The 13525-nt window shown below is 64.1% G+C and carries 23 protein-coding genes and 1 tRNA gene; 3 read left to right on the top strand and 21 right to left on the bottom strand.

Annotated elements, in window-relative coordinates; genetic code table 11:
* Nucleotides 1-150: 150 nt before the first annotated feature.
* Nucleotides 151-1125, top strand: a complete 975-nt coding sequence (meaB, locus tag CN97_RS16775) for a methylmalonyl Co-A mutase-associated GTPase MeaB (RefSeq protein WP_035713979.1) — start codon at nt 151-153, stop codon at nt 1123-1125.
* Here the strand turns inward: meaB and CN97_RS16770 are convergent.
* Genes CN97_RS16770 through CN97_RS16755 form a run of 4 tightly spaced genes read right to left on the bottom strand, consistent with a single transcriptional unit; the run spans nt 1094 to nt 3175 of the window.
* The gene (locus tag CN97_RS16770) at nt 1094-1549 is read right to left on the bottom strand and encodes an NUDIX hydrolase (protein WP_051911356.1); all 456 of its coding nucleotides are present in this window, start codon (nt 1547-1549) and stop codon (nt 1094-1096) included. The two genes, meaB and CN97_RS16770, sit on opposite strands and share 32 nt — an antisense overlap.
* 7 nt (nt 1550-1556) lie before the next feature.
* On the bottom strand, nt 1557-2078 hold the full coding sequence (locus tag CN97_RS16765; RefSeq protein WP_035713852.1) for a GNAT family N-acetyltransferase: 522 nt from the start codon (nt 2076-2078) through the stop codon (nt 1557-1559).
* Nucleotides 2068-2310 carry an NfeD family protein gene (locus CN97_RS16760; protein ID WP_035713974.1) on the bottom strand — a complete coding sequence of 81 codons (243 nt, stop codon included), beginning with the start codon at nt 2308-2310 and terminating at the stop codon, nt 2068-2070. Before CN97_RS16760 ends, CN97_RS16765 begins: the two co-directional genes overlap by 11 nt.
* A 19-nt stretch (nt 2311-2329) precedes the next feature.
* Nucleotides 2330-3175, bottom strand: a complete 846-nt coding sequence (locus tag CN97_RS16755; RefSeq protein ID WP_407059740.1) for an SPFH domain-containing protein — start codon at nt 3173-3175, stop codon at nt 2330-2332.
* Between the two features lie 200 nt (nt 3176-3375).
* On the opposite strand from CN97_RS16755, the gene CN97_RS16750 reads away from it, so the two are divergent.
* Complete coding sequence (locus CN97_RS16750; RefSeq protein ID WP_084684234.1) at nt 3376-4629, top strand: DNA polymerase IV; 1254 nt, start codon at nt 3376-3378, stop codon at nt 4627-4629.
* 199 nt (nt 4630-4828) lie between these two features.
* On the opposite strand, the gene CN97_RS16745 is transcribed toward CN97_RS16750, so the two are convergent.
* Nucleotides 4829-5404, bottom strand: a complete 576-nt coding sequence (locus tag CN97_RS16745) for a hypothetical protein (protein ID WP_131389441.1) — start codon at nt 5402-5404, stop codon at nt 4829-4831.
* 18 nt (nt 5405-5422) lie between these two features.
* Complete coding sequence (locus CN97_RS16740; protein WP_035713971.1) at nt 5423-6295, bottom strand: N-formylglutamate amidohydrolase; 873 nt, start codon at nt 6293-6295, stop codon at nt 5423-5425.
* 139 nt (nt 6296-6434) lie between these two features.
* Here CN97_RS16740 and CN97_RS16735 point away from each other — a divergent pair.
* Nucleotides 6435-6509 (top strand) — tRNA-Val (locus tag CN97_RS16735).
* A gap of 53 nt (nt 6510-6562) precedes the next feature.
* On the opposite strand, the gene CN97_RS16730 is transcribed toward CN97_RS16735, so the two are convergent.
* The 15 genes from CN97_RS16730 to CN97_RS20980 all read right to left on the bottom strand — a co-directional run.
* Nucleotides 6563-7339 carry a tyrosine-type recombinase/integrase gene (locus CN97_RS16730; RefSeq protein WP_248700112.1) on the bottom strand — a complete coding sequence of 259 codons (777 nt, stop codon included), beginning with the start codon at nt 7337-7339 and terminating at the stop codon, nt 6563-6565.
* Between the two features lie 104 nt (nt 7340-7443).
* Nucleotides 7444-7725, bottom strand: a complete 282-nt coding sequence (locus tag CN97_RS21480) for a helix-turn-helix domain-containing protein (RefSeq protein WP_084684233.1) — start codon at nt 7723-7725, stop codon at nt 7444-7446.
* Entirely contained in the window at nt 7725-8096 is a 372-nt protein-coding gene (locus CN97_RS16725) for a hypothetical protein (protein ID WP_035713839.1), read from the bottom strand. Before CN97_RS16725 ends, CN97_RS21480 begins: the two co-directional genes overlap by 1 nt.
* Nucleotides 8093-8500 (bottom strand): hypothetical protein, encoded by a 408-nt coding sequence (locus CN97_RS16720; protein WP_035713836.1) that lies wholly within the window; start codon nt 8498-8500, stop codon nt 8093-8095. Before CN97_RS16720 ends, CN97_RS16725 begins: the two co-directional genes overlap by 4 nt.
* Before the next feature lie 14 nt (nt 8501-8514).
* Nucleotides 8515-8778 carry a hypothetical protein gene (locus CN97_RS16715; protein WP_035713834.1) on the bottom strand — a complete coding sequence of 88 codons (264 nt, stop codon included), beginning with the start codon at nt 8776-8778 and terminating at the stop codon, nt 8515-8517.
* The gene (locus CN97_RS16710) at nt 8775-9143 is read right to left on the bottom strand and encodes a hypothetical protein (RefSeq protein WP_035713831.1); all 369 of its coding nucleotides are present in this window, start codon (nt 9141-9143) and stop codon (nt 8775-8777) included. Before CN97_RS16710 ends, CN97_RS16715 begins: the two co-directional genes overlap by 4 nt.
* Before the next feature lie 121 nt (nt 9144-9264).
* Entirely contained in the window at nt 9265-9627 is a 363-nt protein-coding gene (locus CN97_RS16705; protein WP_084684232.1) for a nuclease domain-containing protein, read from the bottom strand.
* Entirely contained in the window at nt 9624-10076 is a 453-nt protein-coding gene (locus CN97_RS16700; protein WP_035713966.1) for a hypothetical protein, read from the bottom strand. Before CN97_RS16700 ends, CN97_RS16705 begins: the two co-directional genes overlap by 4 nt.
* A complete protein-coding gene (locus CN97_RS16695; RefSeq protein WP_035713828.1) occupies nt 10076-10264 on the bottom strand; it encodes a hypothetical protein in 189 nt (62 codons plus the stop codon). The genes CN97_RS16700 and CN97_RS16695 overlap by 1 nt, the downstream gene beginning before the upstream one ends.
* 10 nt (nt 10265-10274) lie before the next feature.
* Entirely contained in the window at nt 10275-10574 is a 300-nt protein-coding gene (locus CN97_RS16690) for a hypothetical protein (protein WP_035713825.1), read from the bottom strand.
* A complete protein-coding gene (locus tag CN97_RS16685) occupies nt 10574-11224 on the bottom strand; it encodes a hypothetical protein (protein WP_140418212.1) in 651 nt (216 codons plus the stop codon). Before CN97_RS16685 ends, CN97_RS16690 begins: the two co-directional genes overlap by 1 nt.
* Nucleotides 11225-11287: 63 nt before the next feature.
* A complete protein-coding gene (locus CN97_RS19995) occupies nt 11288-11980 on the bottom strand; it encodes an ERF family protein (RefSeq protein WP_051911353.1) in 693 nt (230 codons plus the stop codon).
* 100 nt (nt 11981-12080) lie between these two features.
* Nucleotides 12081-12386 (bottom strand): Gp49 family protein, encoded by a 306-nt coding sequence (locus CN97_RS16675; RefSeq protein ID WP_035713821.1) that lies wholly within the window; start codon nt 12384-12386, stop codon nt 12081-12083.
* 77 nt (nt 12387-12463) lie between these two features.
* Nucleotides 12464-12802 carry a hypothetical protein gene (locus CN97_RS16670; protein WP_035713817.1) on the bottom strand — a complete coding sequence of 113 codons (339 nt, stop codon included), beginning with the start codon at nt 12800-12802 and terminating at the stop codon, nt 12464-12466.
* A 17-nt stretch (nt 12803-12819) separates the two neighbouring features.
* On the bottom strand, nt 12820-13525 hold a 706-nt coding region (locus tag CN97_RS20980), incomplete at its 5' end, for a DUF6745 domain-containing protein (RefSeq protein WP_211253709.1).

Below are 13525 nucleotides of genomic sequence, written 5' to 3'. Positions count from 1 at the left end.
GTTCGGACTGGACATATAACCCTACCCTTGGGCAAGTAATCCCCGCGGCAGCCGGAAATGTGGCCAGCCGCCGAAACCTGCCGAAGGGATGCGATGACAGTGCAGACGACTTCCGCAAGGCGCGGCCCCGTCGGGGCGGGCGAAATCGGCATGCTCGCGCAAGGCGTTCTCTCGGGCGATCGCCGCGCTCTGGCCCGCGCGATCACGCTGGTGGAGAGCCAGCGGGCCGATCACCGCCTGCTGGCGGAGGATCTGCTCGACCGGCTGACGGGGAGCGGGCGGCAGGCGCTGCGCCTCGGCCTGTCCGGCACTCCGGGGGTGGGCAAATCCACCTTCATCGAGAGCTTCGGGCTGCGGCTGACGGGGGACGGCAAGCGGATCGCCGTGCTGGCGGTCGATCCCTCCTCTGCGCGGACGGGCGGGTCGATTCTGGGCGACAAGACGCGGATGGAACTCCTGTCCCGCGACTCGAACGCTTTCATCCGTCCCTCTCCCAGCCGCTCCGAGTTGGGCGGTGTGGCGCGCCGCACCCGGGAGGCGGTCACGCTTTGCGAGGCTGCCGGGTTCGATGTGGTCCTGGTGGAGACGGTCGGCGTCGGCCAGTCGGAAACGATGGTGGCGGAGATGACCGACATCTTCGTCCTGCTGCTGGCGCCTGCGGGGGGAGATGAGCTTCAGGGCGTGAAACGCGGGATAATGGAGATCGCCGATCTTATCCTGGTGAACAAGGCGGATGGCGACCTGAAGGCAGCGGCGACGCGGACCTGCGCGGATTATGCCGGTGCCCTGCGTCTGCTGCGCAAGCGCCCGCAGGATCCCCCGGGTTATCCCAAGGCATTGACGGTCTCTGCCCTGGAACAGGCAGGGCTGGCGGAGGCCTGGGAGGAGATCGGAGCGCTGGCGCGCTGGCGACAGGAGACCGGCTGGTGGGCCGAGCATCGCGCGGCGCAGGCTCGCCGCTGGTTCGAGGAGGAGGTGCGCCTCGGCCTCATCGCCCGCCTTTCCGCCGATCCTGCGGTGCGGGCGGAGTTGCTGGCTTTGGGGCAGGCGGTGACGGAGGGCCGCGCCGCGCCCGCCCGTGCTGCCCGAGACCTCATTGACCGCTTGTCGCAGCCTCCGGCCTGAACCCTGCGGCAAGGCAGTCCGCAACGCGGGAGCGGAGCACCGGCACGGCCTTCGGATGGGCCACGAACTCCGCAACCGGCATCAGGCGCCATTCCTGACCTTCATTGCCGAACCGGATTGCCGTCACTTCCGCCGAACTCAGCGTTCCGGCAAAGAAATGCGCAGGTAGCAGACCCGGACGCGGGTAAATCCGGTGCCAGAAAAGCCGCCCAGGCGGCAGGCGGAGGCCGAACTCTTCCTCCAGTTCCCGAAGCGCGCATGCCACGGGCGTCTCGTTTCCCTCGCGACCTCCGCCGGGAAGATCCCATGCGCCGGGCCATGACAGATCGGGCCTGTCATCCCTGAGCATGACAAGCAGGCTTTCACCCCGGAACAGCGCGATTTTCGCGCCGTCGAATGCGGGGAGCGCCTTGCTTCCGATCATCGGCCTGTCATGCGGGAAGGCCGAAGGCCGGGTGATAAAGCGCCTTGCCCTTGGGCGGCGGCGTCCATATCGCGCGGACGAGGACATGTTCGGGCGGGATGCCCGGAACCGTCACCTGCGGGGCCGCGACGAAGCCGAAGCGGCCATAGTACTCCGCATCTCCCACCACGACATAGCCCGCCGCATCCTCATCCAGACGGGCGAAGGCTGCGCGGATCAGCGCCGTGCCTATGCCCTTGCGCTGCAGGTCGGGGCGGACCGAGATGGGGCCAAGGCCCAGCCAGACGGAGCCGTTGGCCATGGTCACCGGGGAAAACACCAGGTGTCCGATGATGGCGCCGCCCGCCTCCGGGGTCTGGTCCTCCGCCACGAGCGAGGAGAGGAGGACCCCGTCGTTCCGCAGGTCGTGCACGATCCGCGCCTCGTTCCCCTCGCTATGCGGTTCCCCTGCGAAGGCGGCGATAATCAGGCGGTCGATGGCATCCACGTCGTCGGGTCGCTCGGGGCGGATGGCGAATTCAGTTGTCATTGATGTCCCGCTTCCAGATTTTCACCTCGCTCCGCCGCCCGAAGATCCGCCGGAGCAGCAGCCAGCCGGCAAGGGACAGGAGCGCGAAAAGCAGCCAGACTATCGCCGTTCCCCCGAGCGAGGGGAAGAGCAGAAGGGCCAGCCCCGTCACCATGCCCCCGATGGCGAAGCCGAGAAAGACCCATCCGGGGATCAGTACCTCCACCCCCGCCAGCACGATTGCTCCGATCATCCAGACCCACCAGGCCACGTTACCCACGCCCCTTCAGCATGCGGAAGGCGTTGGCAAAGGCCTCCACCGCATCGGCAGGCAGGACGACCGTCTGGTTTCCCTCACCCTTGGCCATCACGGCCAGCGCCTCCACCTGTTTCAGGGCGACCTGGTACTGCGCGGCCTCCAGCCCGTTGTCGGCAATGGCGCGGGCCACGACCTCCGTCGCATAAGCCTCCGCATCGGCACTGATCCGGCGCGCCTTCGCCTGCTGCTCCGCCGCATAGAGATCGGCATCCGCCGCAAGCTCCACCGCGCGTTTCCGGCCCTCCGCCTCGGTCACCTGCGCGCGGCGCGCACGTTCGGCATTGAGTTGCTGGAGCATGGCGGCGCGCGTGGCTTCGTCGAGATTGACGTCGAGTATCTCTGCCCGCGTCACCTCAATGCCCCAGTCGTCCACGATATTCGCCAGCGACTCGCGGATTTTCTCGATCAGGCGGGCACGATTCGACTGCACCTCGTCCAGTTCCATCGTGCCGATCTCCGCCCGGACGATCCCGGCCACGGTGGTGGCGATGGCGGCATCCACATCCCGAATGCGATAGACGGTCTTTTCCGGCTCGATAATGCGATAGAACACGCTGGTTTCGACCTGAAGGAGGACGTTGTCAGCGGTGATCGCATCCTGCCGCGCCACGGGAAGCTGCCGCTCCAGCACGGAGATTTTATGGGCCACACGGTCAAGGAAAGGCACGATCAGGTTGATCCCCGGTCCGAGCACGGCATGGAGTCGCCCGAACCGCTCCACGACGTATTTCTCTGACTGAGGCACGATCCTTACACCAAGGAAGATGCACAGGATGACGAACAGGGCGATGCCGATCATCACCAGCTCACTACCGCTCAGCCTTTCAAGAAACATCCCGCCCTCCGCTTTCTTGTGCAGAGAGTTGCCGCAATCGGAGTCCGCGGCAAGGGGGCGAAGACCTGCCAGACCGTGGATGTGACGCCGGAGCAGTCCGTCGGCACGCGATGGGGCTATCCATCGCCGAGCGCCCGCGCGATAATGGCGCAGGAGGCCCAAGGATGCCCGCATTATGCCGCGATTGCCTTACGCCTTTCGACGCGGGCCGGAGATGTCCGGCCTGCCGGAGCGCGCGTGTGCTGTCGCATCCTGAACTCTTCACACTCTCCGTCGCGCATATGGATTGTGACGCGTTCTATGCAAGCGTGGAGAAGCGGGACGATCCCAGCCTTGCCGACCGTCCGGTGATTGTCGGCGGCGGTCACAGGGGAGTTGTCTCCACCTGCTGTTACATCGCACGCATTCAGGGCGTGCGGTCGGCCATGCCGATGTTCCGGGCGCTGAAGCTCTGCCCCGACGCGGTGGTCATCAAGCCCCGGATGCAGGTCTATGTCGACGTCTCCCGCAAAATCCGCGCGATGATGGAGGAACTGTCCCCCGCCGTGCAGCCCCTGTCGCTGGACGAGGCGTTCATAGACCTCACCGGGACGGAGCGGCTGCACCACGCGCCGCCAGCGGTGATGCTGGCGCGGCTCGTGCGGCGAATGGAGGGGGAGCTTGGCCTGACCGGCTCCATCGGCCTGTCGCACAACAAGTTCCTCGCCAAGATCGCCTCGGACCTGGACAAGCCGCGGGGGTTCTCCGTGATCGGCAGGGCCGAGACGATGGACTTCCTCGCCGACAGGCCGATCCAGCTCATCTGGGGGGTGGGCCCCACGTTTCAGGAGGCGCTGGCGGGCGTCGGTATCCGCACATTCGCAGACCTGCGCCGCTGGAGCCGGGAGGACCTGTCCCGCCGGTTCGGCCATTCGGGCGATCGGCTGTGGCATCTGGCCCGTGGGGAGGATCACCGCCCCGTCACACCGCATGCCCCGGTCAAGTCGATCTCGCGGGAGACGACGTTCTTCGAGGACATCTCTGACCGTGACCTGCTGGAGGGGCATCTGTGGCGCTTGGCAGAGCAGGTTTCCGACCGGACCAAGGCACGCGATCTGTCAGGGCGCACGGTGACGCTGAAGCTCAAGCGTCACACCCATGCGATCCTCACGCGGAGGGAGACGCTTCGGGAGCCGACGCAGCTTGCCGACAAGATCTACCGGACGGCCCTTGATCTGATGGCCCATGTCAAGGATGCGGGGCCGTTCCGCCTGCTGGGTGTCGGGTTGAGCGATCTCATGCCTGCCGGCAAGGGCGATCTGACGGTCGATCTTTTTGATCCGACCGCCGCGCGGCGCGAACGGGCGGAGCGCGCGACCGACAGCATCCGGGCGCGGTTCGGCCGGGACGCGATCATCCGGGGCAGGGCGCTGCGCTAGCCTTCCGCGCGTGCGGCGCATCCCGTCGGCTGCGCATGGCCAAAGCCGGGGGTCGCGGGGGGCGTCCCCCGCGCCTTGCCGCGCGCGGCTGTCAGGGTGCTGATCCCCCGCGCGTGTCGCCGACTTAGCTCAACACGCGCCTTGCGCGCACGGCTGTCAGCCAGGGTCGGTCGGCGACGGTCGGTCATGTCCCACGCTGTCACGCACAGAACATCCGGCTCACATAGATGCGGTCTTTGCCTGACATGTAATAGCAATAGCCGTTTTCGTTCCGCTCATACCGGCGTGCCCCTGTCCCGGCGTTGTCGCGGTTCTGCCGCAGGGTCTCGCCCCATGCGCAGGCGAAGCCATCTCCGTCAGGGTCCAGCCCATAGCTGTCGCTTTCCGGTCCGCCCGCCGCCAGAAAGACCCGTTGTGCCGCGGCGGCAGAGTCGAACTCCCGGCAACTGCGCTTCAGTCCCGGTTCGGCGGGGCGGGGGAAGCGGGACTTGCCCACCGCGCTTGCGGATATGTTGCCAAGGTGCCGGCCTCCGAAGCGCATCTGCCCGCGCACACCCAACTCGGCTTCCACCATCATCAGATCGGTCTCGGACGGCGGCTCTCTCTGGACCTCCCAGAGCCGAAAGATCGGCATACGTTCATAACGGGCCGAGAGAGTCGCAGGGTCGGGTCTCGCGGGCGCGCAGGCGGCCGCTGCGAGCAACGCCAGCCCCGCAATCCTTCTGCCGAAACGGCGGGAAGCGCTGGCCCCGGGGGCACGGCGATGAGATGGCATGACTGTGTTCCTGTCTGGCTATTCTGCGGCGTGGCGCCGCTCGCCCCCAGCAAAGTCGCTGGCGCCTGCCGCGATTCCGGCGGCCACCCTGTCGATCAGCATCTGAAAAGCCGGATAATCATCGCTTTTCCGAAGGGTGCGTTCGTTCATGTACAAGCCGCGATCCACCTCGATCTGGATCACGTGGCGATTGCGTGTCGGGTTGCCGTAGGTCTGGGTGATATAGGCTCCCGCGAAAGGCATGTTGCGAAGCACCCGAAGCCCTTCTGCCGCCAGCAGCGATTCGACCATTTCGACCAGTCGCCCGTCGGCGCTCGATCCGAACCTGTCGCCCAGCACCACATCGGGGCGGCGCCCTGCGGCGGAAAAGTGATTCTCCACCGCTTCCCGAGGCATGGAATGGCAGTCGATCACCAGCGCGGTGCCGAAGCGGGCGATCGTCCCCTCCACCAGTTGCCCGAGGCGGGCGTGATAGGGACGCCACCAAAGCTCGATACGCTCCTCCGCAGCGCTCCGCGGCATCTTGCCGGAAACGATGGCCCGCCCGCCGGCAACCACCCGGGGAATCACCCCCAGACCCGACGAGATACGAGGATTGTGCGCGACATGGCGCACCCCTTCGATCACGGCGGGGTCGAGTTCGTCGCAGTTGCGGTTGAGGTCGATGAAGGCGCGCGGCATGGTCGCTGCGATGAGCGGCGCCCCGTGCAAAGGGGCGCAGGACCAAAGTTCTTCGACGAAAGCATCCTCGGATGACCGGATCGCGCGCGCATCGAGCAGAGATGCGTTCAGGAATGCATCCGGATAGTGTCTTCCGCTGTGGGGCGAGGAAAACACAACCGGCGTGGTCTGCGTGGAAGGCTCCGTCAGAGTATAGGGGGCAGGGCTCATCGCGATCTCCATCGAAAACGAATATAGTGCGATGAAGGTTCTCTCCAAAAGCCCTTGAACACCTTCGCGAGTCCTTTTATAGACCCGCCAACCGACAAGGACCGCCGGTTTCGCAGGAAGCTGCGGTCAGGGTCGGGTGGGGCGCGTAGCTCAGCGGTAGAGCACTACGTTGACATCGTAGTGGTCACAGGTTCGATCCCTGTCGCGCCCACCATTCTTTTCAATGACTTACCAAGAAATTGCGTAGTGCGGTCTGGTTCAACGAACCTATTTCACGCTTCTGATCCCCACAAAATCAATGGCGCGGGCCGCATCTGCCAGATAATCCGGCGAATATCTGGCATAGACTCGCTCGGTTATCGACGTGCTGGAATGGCCCAGATATTGGCTGATTGCGCTCATCGGAACGCCCGCCTCGGCCATATGAACGGCGGCTGTGTGGCGAAATACATGAGGCGTGACGTCAGATAATTTCGCCTTGCGGCAGGCCGCTTGCAGACCGGTTCGTATAGATCGCACCGGCGCCCCGGCATACTCAATTACGTGATCGGTCTGCGCCGCCTCGCGGGCCGTCAGCAGTGACGCCCGCAATCCCGGATTGATCGGCACAACCGCCCGGCCTTTTCTCGGTCCATCCATGTCCCGGCGCAGGTCGATCCTGCCGCGCTTCTCGTCTACTCTGTCCCATGTGAGATCCAGCACCGCCCCGACCCGCGCGGCGGTGGAGAGCATGAGAATCACCGCCAGACGGATATGTGGTGTCTCAACTACGGCCAGCAGGCGGTCTATCTCGGACCGGGTGAGGTATCGGTCCTTGGGGGCGGGCTTTTTAGGGCGCTGAATGTGAGGTGCGCGGTCGATGATGCGCGATTTTGCCGCCCAGTTCAGGGCGGTGCTCAGATGGCCAAGTTCGGTCCATACGGTGCCTGTTTTCCTGCCCTCTGCCGCCCGGGAGGCAGCATAGTCCCGGCAGTGCTGGCCCGTGATCTGATCGGGCAGCAGGGTTCCGAAATGCGCCAGGATAGGCAGGCCGGTGAAAGTCATGTTTTTCGTCGCGGGCCTGCCTGCGTGCTCGTCGCAGTATTCCCGCCAGATATCTCGCACGGTTCGCGGTGCACCGGAAGGGCGTGTTTCCCTGCGCAAAACGGTCAGGGCCTCTGATTCGGCCTCCCGACGCGTCTCTGCCGCAAGACGAAAGCGTCGTCGCTTGCCGTTGTCATCCCACGTGACGACGAACCGGCCATTGAGGCGTCCGACACTGTATTCCCGCACCGCTCATACTCCTCTACCGCCGAAACCGGGATTCGGATCATGCGACCGATCCTGAACCCGGGCAACTGGCCAGATTTGACCAGCTGGCGCACTTTTTCTCCGGAACAGCCCCACCGCTCGGCCAGCGTGTCGGGTGTGTATGGCTTGGCTGGCTGCATCACCCATCCCCCAGGGCGGCGCGGGCGAGCGTTCTCATTGGCCTGTCATCGCTAAGGTCCGCCACGGTTGTCAGCGCATCCCGCAGCGCCTGTTCCCGCGTGGCTTTGTCGCGGGCTGCAAGGGCGGCTGTGGCGTCGGCGGGTGTGAGTGCGCGGACGGATCGGGCGCAACGCTCTGCAGAACGCATCAGAGGCCCTTTTTCGAAGTCTGCCAGCGCCAAGGTGTCACAAGCCTTAGCCGCCACCTCAAACGCCATCGCCGTCTCTGCGCGGGCGGTGTCGCGTTCGGCTTCGGCTTTCTCCAGCCGCACAGTCATTTCCTGCAGTCGCTCGTTCTCGGCGCGGAGCCGGGCGATTTCAAGATCGGTCATTGTTCGGCCTCCCATGCGGCGAGGGCGTCGCGTGTCATGTCTTGCGCGCGACCACATAAGCTCAGGTTGCCATCCCACCATTGCTTCCAGATGCGCTCACCGTCAGGGTGTGTATCGCGAGACTGCTCGCCATAGTCAGGTCCAGCATCCTCGCTGTCGCTCCAAGCCTGATGAAGCCGAAGCGCCTCCGCCAGCTTCTCCGCCGCAATTACCTTTCGGGCGAGGGTGGGTGCCATGGCGATCAGGCGGGCGTTTTGGTCGCAATCCGCGCCGCGAATGTGGGCCTCTCCACTCTCGAAATAGACGCGGCGGAAAGGCGTTCCGTCCATCTCGTAGCTTTCAAGGCGTCCAATCTTCCACTCCCCTGGCGTCACCTCGGCCAGCAGCTTTTCAAGATCGGTCATTGATGTTTCCTGCATCACCAAAACCTCTCGATAAAATCGTCATCCTCGCCAGCGCGCAGCGGCGGCAGGCCGATCCGCGCGCGCAGGTAGGGGGGCCAGCTATCCGCAAGGTAGGGGCGCTGCAGCACAATCTGGATATGCGCGTCTGTGAGCGTGACGCCGGGGGCGAGACAGACGTCGTCGCTATGGCTGTCGTACTCGATAGTGCCAGTCTCGATTTCGCGCAGGTGTCGGAGGTAGGTTTCGCGTCGGGCAAAAAATCGGCGTATCCTGCTCATTTGGTCATCCTCAATACGATTGCGGCGGAAATCACGGCGCTGAGCAGTGTCAGCAGGGTGGACGGGAGAGGCACCGGAGATGGCGGGCGCGGCGGGTCAGGGCGGTGATTACCTCCCCCGCCGGGGGCGGTCGGGAGGATCACCGGGGGCAACCGTTCGCGCGGCTCATAGACGAAGGTCGATTTAGGCTGCATCAGCCCGGAAAAATCCACGGGCCATGCGTATGGGGTGCCGCACTCGACATCAGGGGGCAGATACACCACCCGAAAATCCCCTGGGCCAGCGGTATCGGCGGGGGCATCGGTGAGCCACAATCCCGCCCATGTGCCTAGGGCCGCAGCGGCGACGTAATGGTGGAGCCGCATCACACGTCCTCCGCAATGCAGCCGTCGAGGCAGGATTCGCGCTCCGAAGCCTGAGCGCAGGGTGCGAGCATCAAGCCCGCTGAAAGCAGGGTCGCAAATTTCATGGTGTGGTCCTGTTAGGTCAGGGGTTCCGTTTCGATGCCGGGCCGATCCTCAGCAGCCCGCCCGCGTAAAGCCGTGATTGCGTCTCCATGAGAGCGCGCAGAATGTCGTCGTATCCCCACTCCGCATCCCCAGCGCGGCGATCCAGTTGGTCGTGGCACGCGGCGCAGGCGTAGACGGCATGGAAATCGTGAGGCTTCTGGCCGATGCCTGCGGCTCCGAACATGCGCAGGTGGGCCAGAACGACGGTTTCATTTCCGGGCAGGCAGCAGGAGAGACGGAGGGCGCAGGGTTGCCCTGCCGCGCTGTCACGCACAAGCTTTGATACGGCAGAGCGGACCTTCGGGCCGAGCGGCTTTTTGGGAATAGAGAGGAAGGTCATGCAAATTCCTCCTCGTATTTCATGGCTTCCGGGTCCGTCAGACGAATACCCATCCCGCCCCAATGGCGCAGCATCTCGTCCATGTATTGGGTCATCTGGGGCATCGTCATCAGGCGGGTCACGGGGAGGTCGAACGCCTTTACCGCTCTACGCTGAGATTCGTGGCTCAGGCGTCCGAGGGACGCGTCCCATTCCGCCCCGAATGCTCCGTTTTCCGCGCGGAGGATCGGCACCCCGAAAGTGACCTTGCAATCAGCGCGGACCTCCTCATGCGTCGTGTCGCCAAGCTGGCGCGCGATGTCGGAATACCACCGCTGCGCAAGTCGGTTTTGTTGATGACTGCGGCTCGCCCCTTGGTGCCAGGACAGCGTGATCGGGAGCTTGCGATCCGCCAGAATGCGGGACAATGCCTCGATATGTTCCGGGTCGCGGATGATCTTCGTCGGCATCACCCGGCCCCCCAGCACGTGTTCCGCTCGAACAGCACGCGCTCGGCCTGTGCCCGGAAATGCGCTTCCTCGGCGGCGTTCGTGGGATCCAGCTTCTGCACGACCAGATCCACCAGCAGCGACGGCGTGCGCCATCCTGTTTCCTGCTCGGCGGCTTGTAGGGCAGTGAGAATGTCGGCGTCGGTCATAGGGGCCTCCTCAGAACGGAATAGAATCGAGGTCGTCGTCCAGATCGCCACCCGGACGCCCGCCAGCGCCATACCCACCGCCATAGCTGCCAGAGCCGCCAGAGCCGTCGGAAGTGTCGCGCTGGCGGGTGTCACGCGGCTTGGCCTCCCACATCATCAGCGTGACGCGGCCTTCGCTGTCCGCCAGCGGCAGGCTGTCGAGCACAAGCTGAAAACCGCCCTTGTCGCGCGGGAACGCTGCGCCGATCTTGTGCCAGCGGGTCTTGTCGTCCTTGCCTTTGCGCGGGCTGAGAAGATCGAAGTGGGCCATCAGAATGCCTCCTTGGCGTCCCACACGCGCAGCCCTTCGGCGCTCCGGTGGGTCTTGTGATTGCGGCGCGCCCATTCCTCGATGAATGCCGTCACGTCGTCGCGCGAGTTGCGGGCAATCCAGTTCAGCAGGGCGCGGTGATCGGTGATCTCGTAGCGCGTGACGGTGCGCAGTCCTTTGACGTCGTTCGCCCTGGTGGCGGCGCGGGCGTCCCGCTGCGCTTGCTCTGCGGCGGTTTGCGCGGCGGCTGCTTGGCGCTGTTCCTCGATGTTGCCATCATCGGCTTTCATCGCCGCTTCGCGGGCGACCCGAGCGGCTTCCTCCGCCGCGATGCGGGTAGCGCGTTCCTCCGCTGCCCTTTCAGCCGCCAGTTTTTTCTTGAAATCGTTCGAGATGGAAGCAAGGCCCTTCTGTATCCGGTCCAAGTCATCCTCGGTCGGCTTCCAGCGGGCAATCTCCGCCTTCCACGCATCATGCAGCGGGGCAGTCGCCGACTTCTTGGCATCGTCCAGTGCGCGGCGAGCGGAGCGAATGTCCTTCGCCAGCTTGTCCACCGCCTTCATCTGGCTTTCGTTTGTGACTGGCTCCCCGTCCAGCCAGTTCTCGGCTTCCGAAATGGCATCACCGAAAGGGGTGAGCGCCTCGTCCATGGGATCTGGGGGATTGTTGTTTCCGACTACAGCGCGCGGATTCATCTCGTTCATCGTGGACACCTAGTAGGGGATTTCATCGCCGATATTGTCGGCGAGGCTGGGGGCTTGGCGGGCGGGGTCGGCGTGAGCTTTCTCGCCAGCCGCCTTGAACGCCGCGACGAATTCCAGATACTTCGGCTCATCAGCCTCTTTCAGCGCTACGCGCGCTCCCTTTTCCTTGTTCCAAAGATCGGTCAGAGCTTCTTTTGTGGTGCGCCTGCTGATTGCGGAGATCAGACGATCCCGGCATCCTGCGGGGTTGAATTCTGGATCCGATTTCGGCGGCTCAAGCCTCTGCGGCGCGGCCTTGACTGCGGCGTTCCCGTCGTCGTCATCCGGGGCGACCCCCGTAACGCTCTCCGTGCCAATACGCTTGGCGTAGGTCGTTGCGGACTTCATGCCCTGCATGTCGTTCTTCGTGACGATAAGCGGCACATCGCACTCGATGCGTGTTTCGCTCTCCCCATGGATGAGGGTGGTACGCATAGCCGCAGACCCGTCGACAAAAGTGTGGAACAGGGCCAGCCCGTTCGCGTTAAGGGCCGGGAGAACAGCCTGCATAACGTCCGCGAGGTCGGCATAACGGCTTGTGAATGCTCTGTTAACCGCCCCCTTTGTGACGGTTCCCATCTCCATTTGTGCGGCGGCGAGCGCCATGTAGACGTTCTTGTGGACGGCAATCTTCGGCGCGTCATGCTTGGTAACAGCGTTCATTCTTTGCCTCCTTACTAAAGGGCGCTTGGCGTCGCGGTGGCGGGCGAAGCGTCCGTGTTGGGTGCCCCTGCCGGGGATCATTGCCCGGCAGGAGGCGCGGTCATGACGATGCGAGGGCGTCGCGCAGCCGGAAGCCCAGAAGGGGCCAGAGCTTATCGCGGGCGTTGGCGCGGGCGATCTTCTTGCCAATCTCGGGGTCGAAGTTCGTGGGGCTTGCCGCAGCGCTTTCCCCGGTCACGATGAACCCGTTTCTCAGCTTGAGGGCGCAGATCGTCAGGGTCGTTCCGGGGAAGACGTGGTAGTCACAATCGGCAATCTCGGCATCCAGATCCCCCGGCGTGATGCGCGGGGCGGTTTTACCGGACGCTTGCAGTTCTGCTTCGATTTCTGCTTCGTTGACGCTCATTCGGTTCTCCTGTGAGATTCTGGGTTGGGTGCCCCTGCCTGTCCACGGCTCGCCCAGCTGGCAGGGGCGGGGGGGTATCAGTCGGCGACGCGGCGAGCCATCTCCATGAAGGGGTTGAACTCGCGCTTGATGCGAATTTCGTATTTTCCCGGCGCGATCTCATGTGACCCGTGGGGATTGCCCGCCGTCTGGCGGAGCCGCGTCGGCTTCTCCACGATGGCTTCAAGAATGCGCATTCCAGCCGGGACGTTGATGCGCTCCATGACCGTCACGCCATCCGCATCTAGCACGTGGTGGTGGTGGCTTTCGCTCTCACCCACGATGATGACGCCATTCGTGGCGACGATGGGGCGGGTTTCGTGCGACCCTAAGTCATCCACCGGGATGAAACGGACCTCTCCTTGACGAATATTCATCAGCTTATACCTCGCTGTTAGCTGACTGCGGTGGGATAGGTGAAAGCGTCTGTCGCGACGCCGAAGCTCCAGGCTTGCGCCGCCTTGACGGTGTTGATCGGCCTGCTGTCGATGTCGGAAACGTAAGGCACGCCCTCCACGATCTGCCCATTGCGGGGGCAGTAGGCACGGAGGAACCGACCGGGTTCGGAAAGACCGGGAAGGGTCAGCTCGATCAGGTCGCCATGGTCTGGGTCGGGGTCGCTATCGATGACCTTGCATTGCAGCAGATCGATAGCCTTCGACCATCCGACGATCTCCATTCCAGCGGCGCGCTGCTCGACGTTTTCACAGGCGAGCACTTCGGCTGGGTCCATATGATCCCGTTCATCGATCCATTTGGACGGAACGCGAACTCCATGCCACGCGTGTAGCGAATACCCGCTTGAAAAGCGCATCGCGGGTCCGATCTCGCTATGCAGCCTCTGCTGATCATCAAAGGCCAGCAGTTCCGGACGTTTGCTTACAAAAGCCACTCCGTCATATGGGTAAAGGGGTCCGCAAAGCCGGGCATAGTCCGACCACGCTTCCAAGGCGGCTGATTGCTCATCGGTGTACTCGACGCCGATCTTCTGCGCGAACTTATATAAGGCAATCCAATAGAACTCGGAGCCTCCGGCGAACCAAAGCGTGTCGTAAGCGAGCTGGCCCCCGAGCTGGTCCCTGAGCTGGACCCCGATCTGG

It is taken from the genome of Haematobacter massiliensis (assembly GCF_000740795.1).
GTDB lineage: Bacteria > Pseudomonadota > Alphaproteobacteria > Rhodobacterales > Rhodobacteraceae > Haematobacter > Haematobacter massiliensis.
This window is presented reverse-complemented; position numbering and strand designations above follow the sequence as displayed.